The 21,614-nt window shown below is 63.1% G+C and carries 20 protein-coding genes and 1 pseudogene; 6 read left to right on the top strand and 15 right to left on the bottom strand.

Annotated elements, in window-relative coordinates; all coding sequences use genetic code 11:
- The first annotated feature begins 180 nt into the window (after positions 1 to 180).
- Together B0G75_RS04980 and B0G75_RS04975 are read left to right on the top strand one after the other, a co-directional pair.
- Positions 181 to 975 carry a DeoR/GlpR family DNA-binding transcription regulator gene (locus tag B0G75_RS04980; protein WP_106301230.1) on the top strand — a complete coding sequence of 265 codons (795 nt, stop codon included), beginning with the start codon at positions 181 to 183 and terminating at the stop codon, positions 973 to 975.
- Positions 972 to 2,138: an MFS transporter gene (locus tag B0G75_RS04975; protein ID WP_106301227.1), complete on the top strand. Its 1,167-nt coding sequence runs from the start codon at positions 972 to 974 to the stop codon at positions 2,136 to 2,138. The genes B0G75_RS04980 and B0G75_RS04975 overlap by 4 nt, the downstream gene beginning before the upstream one ends.
- 66 nt (positions 2,139 to 2,204) lie before the next feature.
- Here B0G75_RS04975 and B0G75_RS04970 read toward each other — a convergent pair whose 3' ends face one another.
- From B0G75_RS04970 to B0G75_RS04905, 14 genes are all read right to left on the bottom strand, one after another.
- Positions 2,205 to 2,918: an isoprenylcysteine carboxylmethyltransferase family protein gene (locus B0G75_RS04970; protein ID WP_106301225.1), complete on the bottom strand. Its 714-nt coding sequence runs from the start codon at positions 2,916 to 2,918 to the stop codon at positions 2,205 to 2,207.
- A gap of 7 nt (positions 2,919 to 2,925) precedes the next feature.
- Entirely contained in the window at positions 2,926 to 4,278 is a 1,353-nt protein-coding gene (locus B0G75_RS04965; protein WP_106301222.1) for a VWA domain-containing protein, read from the bottom strand.
- 53 nt (positions 4,279 to 4,331) lie between these two features.
- A complete protein-coding gene (locus B0G75_RS04960; RefSeq protein ID WP_106301219.1) occupies positions 4,332 to 4,961 on the bottom strand; it encodes a TadE/TadG family type IV pilus assembly protein in 630 nt (209 codons plus the stop codon).
- Between the two features lies 1 nt (position 4,962).
- The gene (locus tag B0G75_RS04955) at positions 4,963 to 5,493 is read right to left on the bottom strand and encodes a TadE/TadG family type IV pilus assembly protein (protein ID WP_106301216.1); all 531 of its coding nucleotides are present in this window, start codon (positions 5,491 to 5,493) and stop codon (positions 4,963 to 4,965) included.
- Positions 5,490 to 6,356: a sterol desaturase family protein gene (locus B0G75_RS04950; RefSeq protein WP_106301213.1), complete on the bottom strand. Its 867-nt coding sequence runs from the start codon at positions 6,354 to 6,356 to the stop codon at positions 5,490 to 5,492. The genes B0G75_RS04955 and B0G75_RS04950 overlap by 4 nt, the downstream gene beginning before the upstream one ends.
- 26 nt (positions 6,357 to 6,382) lie before the next feature.
- Positions 6,383 to 7,339 (bottom strand): type II secretion system F family protein, encoded by a 957-nt coding sequence (locus tag B0G75_RS04945; RefSeq protein ID WP_106301209.1) that lies wholly within the window; start codon positions 7,337 to 7,339, stop codon positions 6,383 to 6,385.
- Between the two features lie 43 nt (positions 7,340 to 7,382).
- A complete protein-coding gene (locus tag B0G75_RS04940) occupies positions 7,383 to 8,360 on the bottom strand; it encodes a type II secretion system F family protein (protein ID WP_106301206.1) in 978 nt (325 codons plus the stop codon).
- Positions 8,361 to 8,387: 27 nt separating this feature from the next.
- Positions 8,388 to 9,770, bottom strand: coding sequence for a CpaF family protein (locus tag B0G75_RS04935; protein WP_106301203.1), 1,383 nt, complete (start codon positions 9,768 to 9,770; stop codon positions 8,388 to 8,390).
- Positions 9,771 to 9,824: 54 nt separating this feature from the next.
- On the bottom strand, positions 9,825 to 11,027 hold the full coding sequence (locus B0G75_RS04930; RefSeq protein WP_106301201.1) for an AAA family ATPase: 1,203 nt from the start codon (positions 11,025 to 11,027) through the stop codon (positions 9,825 to 9,827).
- A gap of 46 nt (positions 11,028 to 11,073) precedes the next feature.
- Entirely contained in the window at positions 11,074 to 11,367 is a 294-nt protein-coding gene (locus B0G75_RS04925) for a hypothetical protein (protein WP_106301915.1), read from the bottom strand.
- Positions 11,368 to 11,390: 23 nt separating this feature from the next.
- Positions 11,391 to 13,196 (bottom strand): type II and III secretion system protein family protein, encoded by a 1,806-nt coding sequence (locus B0G75_RS04920; RefSeq protein ID WP_106301198.1) that lies wholly within the window; start codon positions 13,194 to 13,196, stop codon positions 11,391 to 11,393.
- An 88-nt stretch (positions 13,197 to 13,284) separates the two neighbouring features.
- Positions 13,285 to 14,118: a Flp pilus assembly protein CpaB gene (gene cpaB / locus B0G75_RS04915; RefSeq protein ID WP_106301195.1), complete on the bottom strand. Its 834-nt coding sequence runs from the start codon at positions 14,116 to 14,118 to the stop codon at positions 13,285 to 13,287.
- A gap of 37 nt (positions 14,119 to 14,155) precedes the next feature.
- Positions 14,156 to 14,692, bottom strand: a complete 537-nt coding sequence (locus tag B0G75_RS04910; RefSeq protein ID WP_106301192.1) for a prepilin peptidase — start codon at positions 14,690 to 14,692, stop codon at positions 14,156 to 14,158.
- Between the two features lie 139 nt (positions 14,693 to 14,831).
- Positions 14,832 to 15,008, bottom strand: coding sequence for a Flp family type IVb pilin (locus B0G75_RS04905; protein WP_106301189.1), 177 nt, complete (start codon positions 15,006 to 15,008; stop codon positions 14,832 to 14,834).
- A 1,358-nt stretch (positions 15,009 to 16,366) separates the two neighbouring features.
- On the opposite strand from B0G75_RS04905, the gene B0G75_RS04900 reads away from it, so the two are divergent.
- The gene (locus tag B0G75_RS04900) at positions 16,367 to 17,206 is read left to right on the top strand and encodes a metallophosphoesterase (protein WP_106301186.1); all 840 of its coding nucleotides are present in this window, start codon (positions 16,367 to 16,369) and stop codon (positions 17,204 to 17,206) included.
- A gap of 57 nt (positions 17,207 to 17,263) precedes the next feature.
- Here B0G75_RS04900 and B0G75_RS04895 read toward each other — a convergent pair.
- Positions 17,264 to 17,905: pseudogene (locus B0G75_RS04895) on the bottom strand (amidohydrolase family protein); the annotation flags it as partial.
- A gap of 430 nt (positions 17,906 to 18,335) precedes the next feature.
- On the opposite strand from B0G75_RS04895, the gene B0G75_RS04890 reads away from it, so the two are divergent.
- The 3 genes from B0G75_RS04890 (at position 18,336) to B0G75_RS04880 (ending at position 21,602) form a co-directional block, all read left to right on the top strand.
- A complete protein-coding gene (locus B0G75_RS04890) occupies positions 18,336 to 19,232 on the top strand; it encodes a LysR substrate-binding domain-containing protein (RefSeq protein ID WP_106301181.1) in 897 nt (298 codons plus the stop codon).
- Between the two features lie 198 nt (positions 19,233 to 19,430).
- Positions 19,431 to 20,180, top strand: coding sequence for an SDR family NAD(P)-dependent oxidoreductase (locus tag B0G75_RS04885; RefSeq protein WP_106301178.1), 750 nt, complete (start codon positions 19,431 to 19,433; stop codon positions 20,178 to 20,180).
- Positions 20,181 to 20,273: 93 nt separating this feature from the next.
- The gene (locus B0G75_RS04880) at positions 20,274 to 21,602 is read left to right on the top strand and encodes an MFS transporter (protein ID WP_106301175.1); all 1,329 of its coding nucleotides are present in this window, start codon (positions 20,274 to 20,276) and stop codon (positions 21,600 to 21,602) included.
- Positions 21,603 to 21,614 lie beyond the last annotated feature (12 nt).

Raw genomic sequence — 21,614 nt, 5'->3', positions numbered from 1 at the left:
GTCGCGTGGCCGTGGTGCTGCGCTCGGAGTCAGATGCGGCGCGGCGTCTCTGCGCTCGACGCCGCATGTCGCGCGAAACCGGCGCGGAGCACGGTCCGAGAGAACCGATTGCCAGCCTCGCTCGTTTACGATACATTTTGCTCGATTATGATCGTTTAATAAACCGAGCAAGGTGAAGACATGCAACGAACGCGACAGGAAGCCATCGACGGGTTGTTGCCCGAGCAGCGCGAACAGCTGATTCTCGAACGGCTGCGAACGCACGGGCGCGTGCTGGCGTCGGCACTCGCCGCTGAGTTGCAAACCTCGGAACACACGGTGCGCCGCCATTTGCGCGATCTCGCCGAGCAGGGCCATTGCAAACGCGTCTACGGCGGCGCCCTGCTGATCTCGCCGGCCGACAAACCCGCGTCGGTACGCATGGGCGAGGCCGTGGACCGCAAGGCCTGCCTCGCTGCCGCAGCGGTGTCGATCGTGCGCTCACGGCAGATCGTTCTTCTGGACGCGGGGACGACGAACGTCGCAATTGCCGAGGCGCTGCCCGGCAACGCGGACTTGACCGTCGTGACGAATTCACCCGAGGCCGCTGCGCGCCTGCTGAACCGGCCCGGATTCGAGGTGATTCTGGTCGGCGGACGGATTGCGCGCGGCGCGGCGGGCTCGCTCGGCGCGACCGCCTTGCTGCAGATCCAGCAGATCCGCGCCGACCTCTGTTTCCTCGGCGCGTGCGCGCTCGACCCGGACGAAGGCGTCGCCGCCTTCGACGCCGAAGATGCCGAACTCAAACGGGCGATGATCAAGGCAAGCGGCCAGATCGCCATTGCCATGACCTCGGAAAAGCTGATGACGGCGGCGCCGTTCTCGGTGGCGCCCGCCTCCGCCGTCGACTACCTGTTCGTCGAAGCCGACCTGCCCGCTGCTCGCCTCGCCAGTCTCGAAGCGGTCTGCGACAACGTAATGGTGGCGCGCTCATGACATCGTCCGCTATCTCCCGGATCAAACCGGTCAAGGAACGCGCCGCGACCTTGGGCGTGTTTCTCGCCAACGGCTTCGGCATCGGCGCATGGGCTGTCGAAGTCCCGCGCATCAAGGAAAGCCTCGCGCTTGGCGACGCCTCGCTCGGCATCGCGCTGTTCGCCTTCGCGCTCGGCGCGATCGTGACAATGCCGCTGGCGGGGCAACTGGCGCCGCGCTTCGGCAGCGGCCGCGCCACCGCCCTGCTCGGCGCGGCGTTCGTCATCGCGCTGCCGCTGCCGGCCGTCGCACCCAATATGGCCGCGCTATGCGTCGTGCTGTTTCTGCTCGGCGCGGCGAACGGCGCGCTCGACGTCTCCATGAACGGCCACGCCAGCACGATCGAAACGCAGTGGCATGCGCCCATCATGTCGTCGTTTCATGCGGCCTGGAGCGCGGGCGGCCTGCTCGGCGCCGCCACGGGCGCGATGTTGCAAAAGAGCGGCGTTGGGGTGATCGGCGGCCTGTTGATACCGGACGCGTTCATCGCGGCCCTGATCGTCGGCGCCGCACTGCTTGCATTGCGTGACCTCGGTCCGCGGGCGGCTGGCGCGTCGAGCGGCCTGGCGTGGCCCTCGTCCGCCGTGATGAAGCTCGCGTTGCTCGCGTTCCTTTGCATGCTGGTGGAAGGCGCGGTCGCCGACTGGAGCGCCGTGTATCTGCGCTCGGCGCTGAACCGCGAGGCTAGCGTCGCCGCGATCGGCTACTCCGCGTTTGCGTTCTCAATGGCCGCGTGCCGCATCGTCGGCGATGTGTCCGTGCGCCGTTTCGGCTCGAGCAAGGTCGTTGCGCTCGGCGGCTTGATCGCGGTGGCCGGCCTTGCGCTCGTGCTGAGCTGGCCGACGGTCTTCACTGCTTGCGTGGGCTTCGCGATGGTCGGTGTCGGCCTCGCCAATATCGTCCCGGTGATTTTCAGCGCGGCGGGCCGCTCGACGCTCACGCCGGCGACCGGCGTTTCGATGGCCGCCACCTTCGGTTATGCGGGCTTTCTGGTCGGGCCGCCGTTAATCGGTTTCGGCGCGGGCCTGCTTGGTTTGCGCCTTGCCTTGTGCGTGCTTGTCATGGCGACGCTGGTCGTTTGTCTGGTTGGGGGGAAGGCGGTGCGGGGGGCGCGGTTTGCTTAGCGGGCCACTCACGCGGAGAACGGGCTTGCGCTGGCCACCGGAGGGCCGAGCGCAAGCATTGCAGCCCTAGAAAATGCCCGGAATCACGCGATAACGCACGCGGCCCTTGTAGGTCCGATAGCCTTCATCTGCGGAGAGAAGCCGCTCCTCGCGCACGATGCGCCCCACCTGCAACGCGAACTGGCATCCGTACACCAGCAGGTTTTGCAGGCCGAAGTTCACCAGCAGGAAGCCGATGTCGGTGATGAAGTAACCAAGGTACATCGGATGCCGAATGAAACGATAGGCACCGCGCGATACGACGCCGCGATTGGCGGGCAGGATGCCGAACGAGCGGCGCAGCGACGCCTTGGCGAACAGTTGCCAGCATATCCCCAGCAGTTGCAGCGCGGCGCCCACAGCCTCCGGCACGAGCTGCACGCCGGGAGCGAGACGCACGGCGAGGAAATAGTACGTGCCGCCCATTGCACACAAGAAAGCGAACGGCCGCCAATCGCGTTTCATGGGCACCCGCGATACGAGCGACAAGCCGACCGTGAAACATGCGGAAACCACCAGAAATAACAGCGTGATCCGCGAGGGTGCCGCGCGCCATTGCGTGATCGCGGCATAGGCGAACAGGCTCAGCATGGTTGCCGCGCCCGCGCGCGCGGCCACTTCCACTAGCGCCTCGCGCCAGCCGCCGGCATTGCCCGTTTCCGCCGGCATGGCACTGGTTAGGGTGTCGCATTCGGTACTGACGGCGAGTGGCAGGTCTTGCAAAGGTGTCGTCGGGGTCATGGCGCGCTCACTTGGAAATACGCAGGATTTGCGAAGCCAGTTGCGAAAAGCACGGCTTCAGATCGGCTGGTGTCGCGGCGTAGCAATACACGCCGACCGGCTGTTTTGGGTTGTAGCATCGCGATAGCGAATCCGCTGTGTTGGCCATGCACTTGAGCACGTCCTGGCCGAGCTCGTTGTCCGGACCGGCGGGCTGCGCCAGTTCGGGTCCGTACCCGAGCGTGAACACGTAGGTTCCTTCGGCGCGCGCCGCCGCAGCCATCGCTTCGAGCAGATTGCGCGACGCGCGGTTGACGTTCACATACGTAATGTTGCCGTTCGGCACGGCGCGCGGCGCGCTCACAGGCCAGATCGGGAAGACCTGTTCGTTCTTGTCGTGCGCGTTGTACCAGTGCGGCATGGCCGTCACGAGCTTGGTCACGTTGCTCTGGTAGCACGGCGAACCGAGCGTCTGGTTCAGCGAATTCATGTTGTACAGCCCAGACATCGTGCCCGCGCTGTCCGGGCTCGAGATGGTGCCGGCGGTGTTATTGCAGCCGCTCTGATTGGTCGTGAAGAACGAAGAGAAACTGTTTGGTGCGCCGTCCGAGAAGAATACGATCACTCGCAAGCTCGACGGCTGCGTGATCACCGTATTCAACTGGTTGCGCGCGTTCCAGATCGCTTCGGCAGAATTGGTGCTGCCGTTGAACGAGTATTTATTGATGTCGGCAGTCATCGTCGCGCGATCGAATCCGCGCGTGTTGCCTTTGAACGGCACATCGACCACGGTGCCATAGGCGAAGTGCATCAGCGCCACACGGTCGTTGGTGACATCGAAGTTATTGAGGAAGGCCACCGCATTCGAGCGTACCGCGGCCGGCACGCCGGAAGTATTCAGCGAGCCTGTGGTGTCGATCACGAACGCCATATCCAGCGTCTTGCGAATCGCCTGCGAAGACGAACTCACGTTCAGCACGTTGAATCCGAGTACTTTCGAGAACGTAACCGGCACGCTCGCCTGCGCGGTCATGCCGATCGTCACCGTGCCGGCGTTGAACACGATCGACGGCGTGCCCGCCGTCGCGCTCGAGCCGAGAAAACCCGCTGGATAGTTCGCCGCGAAAAACGCCGTTGCGGCCTGCTGTGCGTTATTGGTCTGCTCCGTCTGGTTATTACCGCGCGTGACTGCTTCGCCGGCCGCGATCACCGCGCCGTCGGTGGCGGCGTCCAGACGCGCCTTGATCATATAGCCGAAACCGGAATCCACCGCGAGGCCGAGGATGCCCAACAAGGCGATCAGCGACACCGCCACGAAAATGCTGACCGATCCTCGCTGCGGTCTTCTGAATGCCGCCGTTGTTTTCGCTTTTGTTTTCATTGCTACCCCCGGTCCTGCGTTCTTCTTATCTAATCAGGCATTTCTTCGCCGCGTCAGAACACCGTCATTGCATAGAGATTCGGCGAAAGCGCGGGCGTCGTGAAGCCGCGGCCCAGATTCAGCGAACCGATCAGCGGCGTCTGCAAATAGAACGCCTCGACCGCGTACGCGATCTGGCCGTCCGAAAGCTTGCCTTGCAGCAGATTGACCACCGGCGACGTCGTCCCGGCCGCGGGAATGCCGCTGCAGCTGCCGCTGCCGTCCGTCGCCCAGTTGGTGCCGCTGCTGCCGCAGCTCCACAACTTGCTCGCCGGAGCGTAGTTGCCGCCGTTCCAGCGATATTGCGCGACCACCACGCCCGTGCAATTGTTACCGTTGCTGTCGCAGTTGTTGTTGCCCATGATCTCAGTGATGTAGATCATGCCGTGTGCGCTCATGTTGAGCGGCGGCGTGGTTGCGCTGAGCGAGGACATGATGGTCTGCATCGGAAACGTAAGCGATGCGCGCGAGGACAGGTTGGCGCCTTCGCGGCTCACGTTGATCAGAATCATCTGCGCCTGGATGTTGCGCGCGATGTCGTACACCGGCAGCGCGAGCGCCACCATGATCGGCAGCAACAGCGCCATCTCCACCGTGACGATGCCTTTGGACGCGCGGCGGCTTCGCGAGGAACGTGTGCGCATGTCAGAAGCCCTCGTTGCGCATCGTCGCCGCGACGCTGAAGCTGAACTTGCCATTGGCGAAGAACGGCCTAACCAGCGGCGTCAGAAGCGGCCAGATGCAGTTGATCTGCAGCACGACGATGTCGCCCGGATTGCCGAACATGCCGGTGCTGTAACTTGTCTGCGTGTTGTAGCTTTGGGTCGCCCCGTTGATGGTGATCACGTAACTCGGTGAGACGAGCGAATAGAGACCCATCGAGCTGTTTTTGATCTCCTGCACGACAGCCAGATAGCGCTGCTGATTGGTCGCGTTCGGATCGAGGTTGGTCTGCCCCGTCACCGAATAGCGCGCGCCTTCCCGCACCGCGTATTGCATGGTCAGGTTGACCCACAGCGCAATGCCCAGATCCATCGCAAAGCACACCAACAGAAGCAGCAGCGGCGCGATCAACGCGAACTCGATCGTGGCCACGCCGCGTTGCTTGCGCGTGAGCCCGCGCTTGCCTGCGCGCGCCTCCCCGCTAAAGATGGACTTGTGGCGAGCGGATTTCATTTCGTCTCCTTGTCCAGCACCGGCACCGGCTTGCGGGCAAGCCCCGCGCTGCGTCCGGCGTGCAGACGCAGCGGCCAGCACAATGCTTCCAGCAACGAGCGCGGCTGCGCACCGTCGTCGAGACCGGTGGCCGGCCACTCTTCTTTGGCGGGCACCCACTGCGTGTCGAACAGGTGATCCCACAGCGGCAGCAGTTGCGTGAAGTTATGGTTGAAATGCTCGGCGCGGTTCGAATGATGCAGCCGGTGATACTGCGGATTGTTGACCCACGTGATGTAGCGGCCGAGGTCCACGCGCAGGTTCAGATGCGCGAAATAGTTGCCGAGCATGAAAATGATCGACGTCGACCCGACGATCCACGGTTCGACCTTGAACAGCACGCCGATCAGCGGATAGAGCAGACAACCCTTGATGAGCGATTCGACCCAGTGGTGCCGCCACGTGACCGTGACATTGAACTCGACCGCGCTATGGTGCAGCGAATGCAGCTTCCACAGCACGGGCCACGTATGCTGCAGCCGGTGAAACGCGTACTCGAGCACGTCGATGGTGAGCAGCACGACCACGAACGAAGCCACCGCGCCCACCCCGTGCGAGTTCAGAACGACCAGGCCGCCACCAAGAGCGTTCACGATCGCGACGCTCGCCGCCGCCGTCAACGGTTTCATCGCTTCCGCAAGCGCCAGATACACGCCCGCATAGGTCACGTTGAAACGCTGGCCGGCGCGCGATTGCAGCATCGCGGCGGGCCAGCGCCGTTCGAGCGCCGCCCCTGCGGCCATCATCACCAGTCCGAGCGCGTACATGCGCAGCCACAGGCTTGCGTGTTGCAGGAGGTCAGGAAACGGGCTGGATGCGAGCATGGGATTCCCCGGTGTATGCCTGGCGTTCAACCGCCCGCCATACCTTGGACGGCCGGTGACAACTGACGCACGATCTGGATCGCCGACGGACCGACGAGCACGGCCAGCAGTGTCGGAAAAATGAAAAACATCAGCGGAAACAGCAGCTTCAAAGCGATCTTCGCAGCCTGTTCTTCCGCGCGCAAGCGTCGTTTGGTGCGCAGGTTGTCGGTATAAACACGGAGCGAGTCACCCACGCTGGTGCCGAAGCGGTCTGCCTGGATCAGCATCGCGGCGAGCGTGTCAATATCTTCGACACCGGTGCGCAGCGACAGGTTGCGCAGGGCCTTCTCGCGCCCCGAGCCGGCGCGCAGTTCCAGCAGCACCATGTCGAGTTCGTCTTTGAGCGCGTGGCTTTTCACGCCGATTTCCTGGGTGACGCGCATCATCGCCGCGTCGAGGCCGAGGCCCGCTTCCACGCAGACGGTCATCAGATCGAGCGCGTCGGGCAGATCTTCGAACAGCTTGCGCTGACGGCTTTCAACGAGGCGCCTCATGACGACGTTCGGCAGATAGAAGCCGAGCGCCGAGGCAGCCAGCACGGTCAGCAGCAAATAGATGCGCTCGCCGGCCTGGAAGGCGTTGCCGAAAACGATCAGCGCAATGGCCGGCAGCGCAAGCGCCAGCACCGTCTTGGCAGCGAAATAGATGGCTGCCGCGGACGGCGTGCGGATACCCGCGTTCGCGAAGCGCAGACGCAGCACCGACCTGTCCCAGTCCTCTTTCGGCAGCGAAAGTCTGGCGACCCGCTCGGACATCTTCGTGACGGTTTCGACCCAGTTCTTTTGTGCGCCGGCGTCAGCCTCCGCGGCGACACCCGGCTGCCCGATCTCTTCAATGCGCCGTTGCACAGGGTCCGGGCGCAGCAGCGTCATCGCCTTCAGCGCCGCGCCGAACACGATCAGAAACATCACCCCCAGCAGCACGATCTGTTCTATTTTCATGGTCTGCGGGCCGAACCCGCTCTCCTCGTGTCGAAACCGTGATCTAGACGCGGATGCGCACGACTTTGCGCATCCACATGATGCCGAACAGCATCATCGTGATGGCCACGCCTGCGATCTGCGGGCCCGCCGGGTCCTTCCAGAATACGCTGATGTAACCCGGATTCAGCACCGACAGCAGTCCAAGAATCGCGAACGGCAATATGCCCAGCACCCAGGCCGACAGGCGCCCTTCCGCCGATAGCACGCGCACCTTGCCGAGCAGCTTGAGCCGCTCGCGAACGATGCCGGCGATGGATCCGAGAATCTCGGCCAGATTGCCGCCCGCTTCGCGCTGGATCAGCACGGCGATCACGAAGTAGCGCAGATCTTCGACCGGCACGCGATTCACCATGTTCAGAAGCGCGTCGTTCATCGACACGCCGTAGTTGATCTCGTCGAACACCAGCGCGAATTCGCCGCCGAGCGGATTGGGCAACTCTTCGCCAACCATGCCGAGCGCGGCGGGAAATGAATGCCCCGCACGCAGTGCGCGGGCGATCAGATCGGCCGCGTCGGGTAACTGGCGCTCGAGCTGCAGCACGCGTTTGGTGCGCTTGCGGCGAAGAATCAGGGCAGGCAGCAGGCTCGCCACCACGGCGAACACGCCCATGACCGGCGCGGGCACTTGCAGCACAAACCCGCCCAAGGCGCCCAGCACCGCGCACAGCAACGTGTAGGTAACGAAGCGCGCCACCGACCACTTCAGCCCGGACTGTTGCAACTGCCGGTCGAGCGTATGCACGCGCGGTATGCACAGCAGTAGCTGCGTGACGAACGGCGACTCGCTCAGCATGCGCTGCTTGAGAATCGAGAGCTGTTGGCTGCTCACGTTGCCGCCGGCGGAGAGCGCGCGAATGCGCTCGTCCATGCGCTTGACTTCCTTGCCGTGGTGGCTGCTCCAGAACAGATAGACAGCCTCGATGGCCAGCACCACCGCGAGAAACGCGAGCACCGCAAAGCCGATAAACGACGTGTTCATGTCCTTCTCCTCAAAGCCGTGGCGCGCTCATACTTCGAAACGCCGTGCCGGATCGAACATCTGGTCCGGCAGCACGATGCCGAAGCCCGCCAGCCGTTCGCAGAATTTCGGCCGTACCCCGCTCGCACAGAAATAGCCTTTGATCATGCCGTTTTCGTCGACACCGGTACGCTTGAACGTGAAGATCTCCTGCATGTTGATGATGTCGCCTTCCATGCCGGTGATTTCGGAGATGCTCATCAGCTTGCGGCGTCCGTCGGTGAGGCGCGAAGCCTGCACCACTACCGTGATGGCTGACGCGATCTGCTGGCGGATCGCCTTGATCGGCATCGTGAGACCCGCCATGCCGACCATGTTCTCGAGCCGCGTGAGCGCGTCGCGCGGCGTGTTCGCGTGCAGCGTCGCCATCGAACCTTCGTGGCCGGTGTTCATGGCGTGCAGCATGTCGAGCGCTTCGGCGCCGCGCACTTCGCCAAGCACGATACGGTCGGGGCGCATCCGCAGCGCGTTCTTCACCAGCGAGCGCTGCGAGATTTCGCCCTTGCCTTCGATATTCGGCGGCCGCGTTTCGAGCCGCAGCACGTGTTGCTGGCGCATCTGCAACTCGGCTGCGTCTTCGATCGTCACGACCCGCTCGTCCTCGGGAATGAAGCCGGAAAGAAGATTGAGCAGCGTGGTCTTGCCGCTGCCCGTGCCGCCCGAAATCAGTACGTTCAGCTTCGACTTGATCAGCGCTTCGAGCAGTTGCGCCATCGCGGGCGTGAAGCTCTGGTTGTTCACCATGTCGGTGACGGTGAGCGGATTCACCGCGAAGCGGCGAATCGACACCAGCGGTCCGTCGATCGCCGACGGCGGAATGATCGCGTTGACCCGCGAGCCGTCCGGCAGGCGCGCGTCGACCATCGGCGTGGATTCGTCGATCCGGCGGCCCACGCGCGAGACGATGCGCTCGATGATCTTCATCAGGTGCGCGTCGTCGTAGAAAGTCACGTCGGTGTGTTCGAGACGCCCGCGTCGCTCCACATATACGTGCTGAGACGTGTTCACCAGAATGTCGGAGATGGTCGGGTCGTTGAGCAGCGGTTCGAGCGGACCGAGGCCGACCATTTCGTCGTGCACGTCCTGAGCGAGACGGCGGCGCTCGAGTTCGTTCATCGGAATCTTGTCTTCGTCGACGATCCGCTCCACCAGTTGTGCCAGTTCGCGCTTGATCTGCTCGGGCGACAGGCGTTGCAGCTTGTCGAGCTCCACCCGGTCGATGATCGCCTGATGAATGTTCATCTTGAGCTGCTGATAGGCGCGCCGCGCCGCCAGGCTTTCAGTGGCCGCGCTGGCCACGGCAGCTGCGGGACTGGCGCCGTCGAACGACATCGCCCCGCTCTGGATCATCAACTGTTCGCGCAATGACATGGTGCTCTCCGCATTCTTTTCGATGGCAAGCTGCCCTGAACGAATTCAGGCGGTTCAGTGTCCGGGCTTCAATTGCGGCGGCGCATTCGGCCGGCTCTGGAACAGGCGCCCGAGCACGCTCTTGCGCTCCGCAACCGGCAATGGCCACAGCAGCGCGGCCAGTTGCGAGATTCCCTGAGCGAGCGCGCCGCCCTTTGCGCCGGTCACGAGCGGCACGCCATGATTCAGCGCCTCCGTGGCCTGCTTTTCGTCGCGCGGCAAGTGATGCGCGACCTTTGCGCCGAACGTTTCTTCGAGCGTCGCCAGGTTGATGCGCGCGTTCTTGTCGTACTGGTTGACGATCACTTTCACCTTGCTCGCCGGATAGCCAAGCTCCTTGAAAATGTCGAGCATGCGGCGGCCCGCGTGCAGGTACAGAATGTTCTGCCGCACCACCATGCAGATCGAGTCGCTGTGATCGAGCGCGTGGATCGCGAGCGGATTGATGTTCTGACCGACGTCGATCAGCACCGCGTCGTATTGTTCGCGCACCAGCGTGAGAATCCGTTCCAGATGCGCGGCGCGCAGTTCGCCCGACTTGACGGGATCGCCCGCGCCGGCCAGTACGTCGAGATTCGCGTGTACGTGCATCACGCAAGATTCGAAGAAAGCGGCATCGAGCCGGTCGATCTGCGAGCACAGGTCCGCGAGCGTGGCGGGCGGCGCCTTGTCGGCGACCAGCAGGCTCGCATCGGCGAATTGCTGGTTCAGATCGATCAACAGCACGCGCTTGTCGCGCAAGGCGGCCAGTGCGTAAGCGAGATTCACGGCGATCAGTGTCGTGCCGCTGCCGCCCTTGCAGGAGGTGAACGACACCACACGACCGTCGCGGCGCGTGCCGGCGTGTTTCTTTGCCGAGACGTGAGCGAGCGCGTCGGCGATCTCGGCGTCGTTCAGCGGCCAGGAGAGCACATGCCGCACGCCGACCCGCATCGCCGCCATCAGCAGCGCAGTGGACGGCGCCGGGGTGACCAGCATGCAATGCAGGTTCGGCAGATGCGACAACACCTCCTCGATGCCGCCCAGATCGCGCGGCGCCAGGTCGGCGTCGTCGACGATCAGCAGATCGGCGCTCCTGATCGCCGCATCGTGCACGCGCAATTGCTTCGCCGTACCGTGCAGCGTGCGCAGACGAAACGCAATGCCGCTTGCCTCGAGACGCGCCGCGATGTGCGGCGCACGCTCGGCGCTGGACGAAACGAGAAGGGTGTCGATCATGGTAAGTCTCCGCTGGCTCTACAGCGAGCCGCCTGGTTGTGCCGCTTCAGTACGAAATCGATGAGCCGACGCCGATCGTCAAGGAATTGGTGGGCGGGGGCGGCGCCGTGAAGGATTTGGTGTAGCTCTTCTGTGCGGCGGCGGCCGCCGTCCCGTCGATACCCGCGACCGGATCGGTGTTCGCCGAGGCGTTCGGATTGAGCGTCTGCATTTCCTTGAGCCGGTTGACCGAGTCGCCGAAAGTCGCGTCCCAGTGCGGCGTCGAACTCAGGCAGCCGGCAAGCGCGGCGCTCAAGCCGGCGCACAGCGCCGTGCGGATCAGTGTCTTGGTGTTTGTCATGTCGATCTCCGGTAGGCCGCGCATTACTGCGCGGCATTTGAGGCGCTGGTTTCCGGCGCGGCCGGGATCACAGCCACGGACGCAGCCGCGCTCGGAGCGGGTGCGGGAACCGGTGCGGGTGCTGGCGCGGTTGCCGGTGCCCCGACCGGTGCCGAGGCTCCCGCAGCCGGTACGGCGCGCTTCGTGCCTTCCATGTGGCCGGTCAGGTACACGTTCGCTTCGCTGGCGTCGCCGAAGCCGTCGGTCGGTAACGGGTAATGCTGCGGCAGCGGTTTGGCGAGGCGTGGCGTCACGACGAACACCAGTTCGGTCTTGTCCTGTTCGTAGCTGGTGCTGCGAAACAGCGCGCCGAGCACCGGCAATTCGGCGGCGCCGGGCAAGCCCTTGATCGACCCCGTGATGTTGCTCTTCAGCAGGCCGCCGATCGCGAAACTTTGACCGTCGAACACCTGCAGCGTGGTGGAGGCGCGGCGCGTCGTGATCAGCGGCAGGATCGTCTGGTTGTTCGAGTTGCCGGCGCTGACGACCACGCCGGTAGACGACAGCTCGGACACCTCAGGCGACACCTTCAGGTTGATGCGGCCACCTTCGAGCACGGTCGGCGTGAAGGTCAGGCCGACACCGTACTGTTCTTCCTGCAGCACGATGGTCGTGCCGTTCGCGCCGTTGCTTTGCGGCACCGGAATATAGACCTTGCCGCCCGCGAGGAAACTCGCTTCCTGGCCGCTGATCGCCATCAGGTTCGGCTCGGCCAGAATCTTCACGAGCTGGTCGGTCTTTTGCGCGTCGATAGCGGCCCTGAGCGGCGAATTGTTCGCCTTCGAAGCGATCAGCGCGCTCAACCCGCCCGACAGATAATCGGCCAGCAAGCCGAAACTCCAGCTGCCGATGCCGCCGTTGATATTGGCCGCCACGCCGAGTTGGTCGATCAGCGTCTTCGAGACTTCGGCAACCTTCACTTCGAGCATGACCTGCTGCGGCGCGGCCACATGCATCATGTTGATGATGCGTTCGCCGCCCGCGCCGCCGAGCGTCGGCGCCGGCATACCTATCGCGCGCGGCGCGGCGCCGACTGGAAGCGGGCCGCTGCCCATAGGCACGGCACCTTGCAAGGCGGTGGTCGGACGGGCCACGAAGGCGCGCGCCAGTTCAAACACGCGTTCGGCCTTGACCGCATCGGTGACCGTGCCGGTCAACACCAGTGTATCGGCGGCGGCTTTCACCTGGATGCCGGTTTCCTCGGGCATCAGCGCGGCGAGGGTTTGTTGCAGACCGCCCGGATCCGCGCCGACGCTCACGTCGATGATCGTGCAGGAGCCGCTGCGGCCCTGCACGATCATGTTGGTGGTGCCGACATCGGAGCCGAGCAGGTAAAGCGTTTGCGGCGAAACGAGCATGGCCTGCACGATGGCCGGATTGCCGACGCTGCGGCTCTTCACCGGTTCGCGCACATCGACCATCGTGGATTTGCCGACCGGGATCGTCACCGAGCTATGTTCGGCGACCGGGCCGCTGCAGTTCGGGCCGCGAGCGCCCTGCTGCGCGCCGCCGGACGAAGCACCCGGGCCCATGCCGCTCGCGGCGATGGTCAGATGCACCGAACCATTCGACGCCACCGTGAGCGGCACGTCAGGCAGTCCCGGCACACCCGCTGCGGCGTTCTGGCCGGCCGCTTGCGCCACCGGCAGCATCGTCAGATACATACCCAGCAGCACACACGTGCAGGCTTCGGCGATCCGGGTGCGGCCCCGTGGCAGGCGCGCATTCGCTTCGCGCGGGCCGAGCGGGTGCTGCGGCGCGCTAGCGCGCTGAGTGGTTCTGGCGTTCATGTCCTACCCCCGTTATGTGCCGCATTTTTTTTGCGTGCCGCTCTGAACGTCAGTCACGCATCGGTCACGGCCTGCAGGCTCGAGCCTGTCAAAAGCATTCTTGTCTTACGTCGGCGCCGTCGAGTACCCGCACACAGTTGGCCGGCGCGTGCGCCGCGACTTTGCGCAGGATATGCACCGGCTTCGGTTCGGGCGCGGGCACCACGGCGACCGGCGTTTGCAGCAGGCTGGCCTTGGTGGCGCCGGCGGTGTCGATCGCTTTCGGATCGATCTGGTTGCGCAACACCAGCGACAGCGTGCCGATGCTGCGCGCAAGGTCGATCTTCTCGGCCTGTTCCGGCGACACTTCGAGCGTCACCGCGTCGACCACCTTCGGCTTGGTTTCATCGCGGCCCACTTCCTGCGCGACGGCCAGCACGAGAATCTTTTCGAGCACGATCTTCGAGATGTTCTGGTCGCGCTGGGTGCCAGGGTCGCGGCCATCCTTCTGCGTGTTGACGATGATGTCGACGTAGTTGCCCGGCAGCGCGAAGCCCGCTACGCCGATCACGTCGTTCACGCGCACCGTGATGGCGCGCTTGCCTTCGCCGATCACCGCGGAGAGGCCGCCGAGCGTGCCGACCGGCGTGAGCTTCGCATCGAGAATCGGTTCACCGCGCAGCAGGCTTTCCTTTAGCACGCGGCCGTCGAGTTTCTGGATGTCGGTGTACGAGCCGGGCGGCACGCTATTGGACGGCCAGTCGGTGAGTTTGAGGTAGTCCGGTCCGATCCGTTGACCCAGATTGATGTCGGCTGCCGCCACCACGACCCTGGTCGTGGCATTCGACGACTGCGAGACCATCCAGCGCGAGGCGAACACCACTGCGGTGAGGCCCGCCAGCGTCGCGATCAGCAGCATCGTTACAGCGCGCGCGTTTTTCATTTTCAACTCCCGATTTTTTGTCCAGCTCCGGCACGCGTCACACGCTGGCGAACAACACGCATGCGCTGCCTATTGCTATCGCAATGCCGTAAGGCATGGTCCCCGTCGCACTGCCTTCGGCCACACTGCCCGACCTGCGCAGCGCGCCGTGGCCCGGCGTCGCGCAGCTGATCAGCAATGCTGCCGCGCCGTTCAGTCCGGCGCGCATCTGGCGACGCCGGAGCCATATTGCGAGCGACCCGATTGCACCGATCACACAGGTCGCCAAACCGATTTCGAATGCGCCGTAAGCGCCGCAGAAGGCGCCGATTGCCGCCATCAGCTTCACGTCGCCGGCGCCCATCAGCCGCATCGCGTAGCCCGGCAGGAAAAACGCGCCGCCGGCCAGCGTGCCGCCCATCCACATCGTCATGCCATCGACCGCACCGTGCGTGAACCACTGCACCGGAATCGCCACGATCAATCCTGTCGCCACCAGCCAGTTAGGAATCCGGCGCGTTTGCAGATCCCACAGTGCGGCGACGAGTACTAGCGTCATCACGCATGGACCAACTGGAAAAGGAACCCCGTTCATTGCCCGCTCCGTTTCGAGGATCGAATTGCCCTTCTTTACTGGAGTCGCTTCGTTTTGCGCAAGGCCGTCGCTACCCTGTCCCGAAGGACCGTCGAGACAGGGCGAGCGATCGGATTCGCATCGGGTGCTGCGCGGTGTGTCAGGCCGCGGCGCTGCTCAAGGCAGTGCCAATCGCATTGAACAAGGTTTTCAGATTGGTGGTCATGTTCTGCACCGTCACAATGATCGCCACCGCGATCAGCCCGGCCAGCAGGGCATATTCGATCGCTGCCACACCGTCTTCTTCGCGCAAAAACTTCTTGATCGTGTTCTTCATGCTAACCCCCGTAGAGTGAAAGTTGACTTCAGTTTTGTGCCCTCTGCGGCCGCCTGAAAACAGGTGCGCCGAAGCGGCGTTTATGCCCGTCACGAGGACGGAAAAAAGGGGCGAGGCCAGCGCACTACTTCATCACGATCACGAGAGGCTGATACCCCGTATCCGTCGCCGTGTCGTTGTTTATTGACAGCCGTTTTTCGTTGGCCCCGCCGCACCCCGTAAAAACGCGTGGACTTCCCCGGACGCGATTCACGAAGACTGTTGTTGCTGTCGGAGATCTTTTGCTGCCTTCCGTCTGCAACATGTTTTTCGCTTTGTGACTCTCTATTTGCAACGGCTATGCCAACAGGCCTCCAAGCCTTGCTGGGCAACGATCGGCGCTCCAGAGAAGGGTGCGGGAAGGAGTTCGCAACGCGCGATGGTTCGGATTTGAGACATCGGAAAGCGCCGGGCGGGAGTCCGCTTGCCATGCTTCGCCCATTATTTCCGCGGGGTGGAAAACCCGTAGGACCATTGGCCGGTAATGGTTCGACAAATGCTCCGGTCAAATTTGCTGCCATTGAGCGGACAAAAGTAGGTTTTACTTGGCAGGTCCGGAATGTTGCAAACCTGAGACTGACAGACTGAGACGAGCGCGTCGGCGCGGCGGCCGAAAGCGATATCCGCACGCTTCGCTATGTGGGGTAACGCGCATTGCGCAATTGACGGTGGATCGCCCCATCGTTCTCGCGTGCGATGGAACGCCGGGATCGATACCGCGGCAAAAAGTTTTGGGGTCGCCGCGAGGAATGCATGCGTTGCTCTCGGACGATGCGGCGCGCCTTTGTGGTAGCGCCTGTCAGAGCGATCCGGATTTCATTCGGCGTCGCAATTTCGCGAGCGCAACGATAAAACGACGGCTGATCGCGCGTGCCGTTTCGACCGGGACTGCGAAGAAGCCTGACGCGTCCAGTTTCGTTCAGCCCTGCGAGCCGGCCCAAGAAATGAGTGCGCCTACAACGGCGGTGGAGAGCATCGCCGTGAACGGTGAACGCCTTGCTGCTCCATATGTAACGGAGCGTAAAAGACACTGCCGACGCCACTCCATTGATGCGACGATGCCGCCGCTCCGTCGCTCCAAGGCCGCGTTCGTTCCGAAGCTCGATCGGGACGATGGGAACGCCATGCGGGTTCCAACACCTCGTTACAAATCGACACTGAAAGCGCCCAATTGGCGGTCGACACTAACTAAAGCGTAGAAAGTGCGCGCGACACCCGGCCAGCAAGGACACGTTCGCGGCCGAAACGGTAGAGGCTTCGCGCAGCAAGCCCCTCAGAAGTCTTTGGTCGTTTCACGTCAACCTCATTGCGGTGAAAACATGCAGCAGACTTTCATACCCGTGCGACGCTTCAAAAAGAACACGGCCGGTCGCGACTTCGTCGTAGGCGATCTGCACGGTTGTTTCAGCCGGCTTGGAAAAGAACTGGAACTGCGCCGCTACGACCCATCGCGCGACCGGCTGTTTGCGGTCGGCGACCTGGTGGACCGGGGCATCGAATCGCCGGCCGTGCTCGAATTCGTGGATCGATATCGCATTCAATCGGTGCGCGGCAATCATGAGGACACGATCGTGCGCTGGCATCGCCACGGCGGAAAAAACGCGTCGATTCGATCCAACGGCGGAGACTGGCTGTTCGATATGGCCTACGACAAAGCGGCGCTGCACGACATCGTCACGTATATGGCGGCCCTGCCCTACGCCATCGAAATCGAAACGGACGAAGGTCTGGTCGGAATCGTGCATGCCAACGTGCCGATGCAATCGTGGCCGAAGATGGTTCAGGCGCTCGAACAGGAGGACCGCGACGGGCCAGTGCGCCGCAAGGTCATCTGGGACCGCTCGCGCTGGATCCCAGGCAAAGCCGCAGGTTTTGTTTCGATGCGGCGGGCCTTCGCGCAACTGTGCCAACGGTTTGCGTCAGGATGGCGAGACCCCGGCAGCCGCGTCGACGGCGTGGCCGCGGTGATCGTCGGGCACACGCCGGTGCGGGAGCCGAAGATTCGCGGCAACGTCATCAATGTCGACACGGGACTCGTGTACGGCGGAGCGCTGACGCTGCTGCGTCTGGACGAGATACCCATGCTGCTCAACCGAGCGGCTCGCGAACAACCGGCGTTCGGCCGCTCGAAAGGATATCCGGCGGGTTCAGGCGCGTGATAACGGGGCGAAGAGGCGCTGCGCGCCTCTGGTCCCCTGCGAGAGCGGCCGCAGCCATCACAGCATGTACACCCGTTCCGCGTTGTCATGAAACAGCGCCGCCCGCTCGCCCGCCGAAAACTCCCGCGTAATCTCCTTGAACGCGTTGAACACATCGTCATAGCTGCTGAACAGTTTGTCGACCGGAAAGTTGCTCGCGAACATGCAGCGCTTCACGCCGAATGCTTCGATTGCGTGCAGGACGAACGGACGGATGCTGTCCACCGTCCACTTCCAGTCGCCCATACCCAGACCGGAGATCTTGCAGAAGACGTTGTCCGCCGAAGCGAGCAAGCTCATGCTCTTTTTCCATGCTTCGATCTCTTCGGGCTTGCGGTCGACCGGCATGCCGGTGTGGTTGAGCACCATCGGCGTATCGGGAAAGTCGCGCGCTAGCGCGAGCGCTTCTTCCATCTGCGTGTAATAGAGATGTAGATCGAATGACAAGTCGTGTTCCTTGAGCAGTGCGTAGCCGCGCCGCCATTGCGGATCGCTCATCAAATGCGGACTGTCGATAAACGTCTTCACCGGATCGCGGTGGAAATTCAGACATTGGCGAATGCCCCGCCCGTTCCTGTACTGACAGTGCTCTTCGATCACAGCTTGTGCGTTCGGCGAAGACAGATCGGCAAAGCCCACAATGCCATGCGGATAGCCGTGGTCGGTCCAAAGCTCTTGACGATTGCGCGCGCCGTCAACAAGTAACGCCGCTCAGCCATGTCCTTTCTCCTTTCGCGTTTTCCGCGCACGGCGCATGTTTTGCGAGTGCGCAGTACGACGTTCACTAGTACGCCGCATAGGCGCTAGCCGGTGAAATGCCTTTACACGATATGGAAGCGAACAGGACGAGAGCGCTGCGTGTGAGCGGTTGCCGATCGCGCGCTCAGCGGGAAAGTCGGATAATCCATTACTGTCTCGTGCGCAGTTGTTGCACGGCGCAACCTATGTTTATGATTAGCCACCTGGCGGCAGTGAAGCTGCCGGGTTAGTACCGAGAGGACTTCATGCATCCCTGGCTGCGCGGCTTGTCGACAGAATGGCAGTGCGAACAAGGCGGTTTCATTCAACTGCATCTGAAAAAAATTTGACTATGCGCATTCCACCGGTCAAGGCCATCGTCGCGTTCGAGAGCGTGGCCAGAACGAAAAGCGTCAACCGGGCCTCGGAAGAACTCGGGCTGACCGCATCGGCAGTCAGTCATCAGATCAGCAATCTGGAGTCTGTAATCGGCCAGCCGCTCTTCTATCGCTCGGGCCGTGGGCTCGTTCTCACGCCGACCGGCGAGCGGTATCTGTCCGATGTGACGGGCTCGCTGGCGGATCTGAGCCGCGCCACCGAGCGCGCGTCGAGCCGCACCGACGTCGATATCCTGCGGGTGCATTCGAGTCCGAGCTTCGGGCTCATGTGGCTGTTGCCGCGGCTTGCGTCGTTTCAGGAGGCCAATGACGATATCCAGTTGAATCTCGCCTGCTCGTACGAGGACGTCTCGTTTACCAGCGGTTATTACGACATCGACCTGCGCCACGGCTACGCGAATTGGCGCGACCTCGAAGTCAGAACGCTGCGCGGCGAATTCATCGCGCCGCTCGCGTCGCCAAAATATCTGGAGAACAATCCGGTCAAAACGCCCGAAGATCTGCTGCAACATCGGCTGATCTACTCGGAGACGCCGCTCGTGCAGTGGAAGCAGTGGTTCGGGCGTACCGGCGTGTCGGCTGCCCACAAGACCTTCGACTTTTCCTTCGACCGCTCGTACATGTCGCTGGAAACGGCGGCGCTCGGCCTCGGCATCGCGCTCGAAAGCGTGATGCTCGCCTCGGTCCGCATCAAGGAAGGCGCGCTCGTGCCGGTCTTCGACGATACGCACGCCGTGGAGGTCGGCGCGCATCATCTGGTCTATCCGCCGCAAAACGCCGAACTGCCGCGCGTCGCGCGCTTTATCGCGTGGATCGAGCGTGAGGTCGGGCGCATGGAGCGCAAGGCCTGAGTCCACGTCGATCTGTGTCAGGGTTTTCCGGCACCCCATGCGCGCGAGATTGCGAATGCGGCGTCGCACCATGCAATCCCTGCTTCTAAGCAGCACGTCACCTGAAAATTTCTCAAACATAGTTGAGCAGTACGTCGTTGATGCGACCGGCCGCGCGGTAGACACTTCGGCCATCACATCAACACTCAGGAGACAACCATGCTGCTCGAGAACAAAGTCGTCATCGTGACCGGCGCCGCGTCACCGCGCGGAATCGGCAAGGCAACCGCTAAAGCAATGGCCGCCCAAGGCGCCCGCATCGTCATTCTCGATCTGCGCGCAGAAGACGCGCAGCGCGCCGCCGCCGATCTCGGCGACGATCACCTCGGTCTCGCCTGCGACGTCACCGACAAGGACGCGTGCGTCTCGGCCGCCAAAGCGACGCTCGAGCGCTACGGGCGCATCGACGGCCTCATCAATAACGCCGGCATCACGCAGCCGGTGCGCACGCTGGACATCACGTCCGAAAACTTCAACGCGATCGTCGACGTCAATCTGCGCGGCACGCTCTACATGTCGCAAGCCGTGCTGCCGGCCATGAAAGAACAGAAAAGCGGCAGCATCGTTTGCATGTCGTCGGTTTCGGCGCAGCGCGGCGGCGGCATTTTCGGCGGTCCGCACTACAGCGCGGCGAAAGCCGGCGTGCTCGGTCTCGCGCGTGCGATGGCGCGCGAGTTCGGCGGCGACAGCATTCGCGTGAACTCGATCACGCCAGGTCTGATCCAGACCGACATCACCGGCGACAAGCTCACAAGCGAAATGCGCGCCGACATCATCAAGGGCATTCCGCTCGGCCGGCTCGGCGATGCGAGCGACGTGGCGAACGCGTGCCTGTTCCTCGTCAGCGACCTGTCGACCTATCTCACGGGCATCACGCTCGACGTGAACGGCGGCATGCTCATTCATTGATTGACATTGATTGATCGCGACGCGAGGCCGCTCGCTGGGAGCGGCCGCGTGACTGGCATCCGGGCCAACCCGGAGCCATGGAAGGAGACACACATGAAACCAAAGTACCCCGCGGCATCCATTGCCGCCGACACGCTGCCGCAAACCGACTCGACGAGCTTCGAGTCGAAAACCTACGCGAAAGTCAGCCGTCGCCTCATCCCATTCCTGATGCTGTGTTATCTCGGCGCTTATCTCGACCGCGTCAACGTCGGCTTCGCGAAACTGCAGATGCTCAACGACCTGCGCTTCAGCGAAACCGTGTATGGGATGGGCGCGGGGATTTTCTTTCTCGGCTACTTTCTCTTCGAGGTACCGAGCAATCTGGTGCTGCATCGTGTCGGCGCGCGCAAGTGGCTCGCGCGGATCATGCTGACGTGGGCGGTGATCTCCGCTTCGTTCATCTTCGTGAAGTCGCCTACAACCTTCTACGTGCTGCGCTTTCTGCTCGGCGTCGCGGAAGCGGGCTTCGCACCCGGTGTGATTCTCTACCTGACTTACTGGTTTCCCGCGGCGCGCCGCGCCAAAGCGCTGTCGCTGTTCTTCATGGCGATTCCGCTGGCCGGCATTATCGGCGGCCCGCTGTCGGGCTGGATCATGCACTCGCTGCAAGGCGCGATGGACATGGCCGGCTGGAAGTGGCTGTTCCTGCTGGAAGCGCTGCCTTCGCTCGTGCTCGGCGTCGCGATCCTGCTCTATCTCGACGACGGCATCACGAAAGCGAAGTGGCTGACGGACTCCGAAAAGACGCTGCTCGCACGCAATGTGGCCGGCGACAACGCGCATAAGATCGCCCACGTCTCGGTCAAGTCGTTCATCGGCGACCGCCGCTTGTGGCTGATGGCGGCGATTTACTTCTGCGTGGTGCTCGGCCAGTACGGCCTGACCTTCTGGCTGCCGACCATCATCCGCAAATCCGGTGTAGCCGATCCGCTGTGGATCGGCGTGTTCACCGCGATTCCTTATCTATGCGCCATCATCGCGCTGCCTCTCGTCGGCATGAGTGCGGACCGTCATCGCGAGCGCCGTCTGCACCTGGCGATTCCGATGCTGATCGCCGCAGCGGGCTTCATTCTGCTGCCGGCCATCGGCAGTGTGCCGGCCTCCATCGTTTGTTTGAGCATCGCCGCCGCCGGCATTCTCGCGTCGTCTTCGCAGTTCTGGTCGCTGCCGACCGCGTTGCTCGGCGGCATGTCGGCCGCGGCGGGAATCGCGGCGGTGAACTGCGTCGCCAATCTTGCGGGCTTCTTTTCTCCGGCGATCGTCGGCTGGCTGAACGATCTGACAGGCAAGTCGACCGCCGGGCTGATCTTCATCTCGGTGGCCGTCACGTTCGGCGCCTGCCTCGTGTTCCTCGTGCCCGCCAGGTCGGTGAACCGTTAAACCCTTTCTATT

The organism is Paraburkholderia sp. BL18I3N2, assembly GCF_003001875.1.
GTDB lineage: Bacteria > Pseudomonadota > Gammaproteobacteria > Burkholderiales > Burkholderiaceae > Paraburkholderia > Paraburkholderia phytofirmans.
This window is presented reverse-complemented; position numbering and strand designations above follow the sequence as displayed.

Coding starts and splice junctions, on each gene's coding strand:
- B0G75_RS04980 (WP_106301230.1), top strand. CDS start 181: ATGCAACGAACGCGACAGGAAGCCATCGACGGGTTGTTGCCCGAGCAG.
- B0G75_RS04975 (WP_106301227.1), top strand. CDS start 972: ATGACATCGTCCGCTATCTCCCGGATCAAACCGGTCAAGGAACGCGCC.
- B0G75_RS04970 (WP_106301225.1), bottom strand. CDS start 2,918: ATGACCCCGACGACACCTTTGCAAGACCTGCCACTCGCCGTCAGTACC.
- B0G75_RS04965 (WP_106301222.1), bottom strand. CDS start 4,278: ATGAAAACAAAAGCGAAAACAACGGCGGCATTCAGAAGACCGCAGCGA.
- B0G75_RS04960 (WP_106301219.1), bottom strand. CDS start 4,961: ATGCGCACACGTTCCTCGCGAAGCCGCCGCGCGTCCAAAGGCATCGTC.
- B0G75_RS04955 (WP_106301216.1), bottom strand. CDS start 5,493: ATGAAATCCGCTCGCCACAAGTCCATCTTTAGCGGGGAGGCGCGCGCA.
- B0G75_RS04950 (WP_106301213.1), bottom strand. CDS start 6,356: ATGCTCGCATCCAGCCCGTTTCCTGACCTCCTGCAACACGCAAGCCTG.
- B0G75_RS04945 (WP_106301209.1), bottom strand. CDS start 7,339: ATGAAAATAGAACAGATCGTGCTGCTGGGGGTGATGTTTCTGATCGTG.
- B0G75_RS04940 (WP_106301206.1), bottom strand. CDS start 8,360: ATGAACACGTCGTTTATCGGCTTTGCGGTGCTCGCGTTTCTCGCGGTG.
- B0G75_RS04935 (WP_106301203.1), bottom strand. CDS start 9,770: ATGTCATTGCGCGAACAGTTGATGATCCAGAGCGGGGCGATGTCGTTC.
- B0G75_RS04930 (WP_106301201.1), bottom strand. CDS start 11,027: ATGATCGACACCCTTCTCGTTTCGTCCAGCGCCGAGCGTGCGCCGCAC.
- B0G75_RS04925 (WP_106301915.1), bottom strand. CDS start 11,367: ATGACAAACACCAAGACACTGATCCGCACGGCGCTGTGCGCCGGCTTG.
- B0G75_RS04920 (WP_106301198.1), bottom strand. CDS start 13,196: ATGAACGCCAGAACCACTCAGCGCGCTAGCGCGCCGCAGCACCCGCTC.
- cpaB (WP_106301195.1), bottom strand. CDS start 14,118: ATGAAAAACGCGCGCGCTGTAACGATGCTGCTGATCGCGACGCTGGCG.
- B0G75_RS04910 (WP_106301192.1), bottom strand. CDS start 14,692: ATGAACGGGGTTCCTTTTCCAGTTGGTCCATGCGTGATGACGCTAGTA.
- B0G75_RS04905 (WP_106301189.1), bottom strand. CDS start 15,008: ATGAAGAACACGATCAAGAAGTTTTTGCGCGAAGAAGACGGTGTGGCA.
- B0G75_RS04900 (WP_106301186.1), top strand. CDS start 16,367: ATGCAGCAGACTTTCATACCCGTGCGACGCTTCAAAAAGAACACGGCC.
- B0G75_RS04890 (WP_106301181.1), top strand. CDS start 18,336: ATGCGCATTCCACCGGTCAAGGCCATCGTCGCGTTCGAGAGCGTGGCC.
- B0G75_RS04885 (WP_106301178.1), top strand. CDS start 19,431: ATGCTGCTCGAGAACAAAGTCGTCATCGTGACCGGCGCCGCGTCACCG.
- B0G75_RS04880 (WP_106301175.1), top strand. CDS start 20,274: ATGAAACCAAAGTACCCCGCGGCATCCATTGCCGCCGACACGCTGCCG.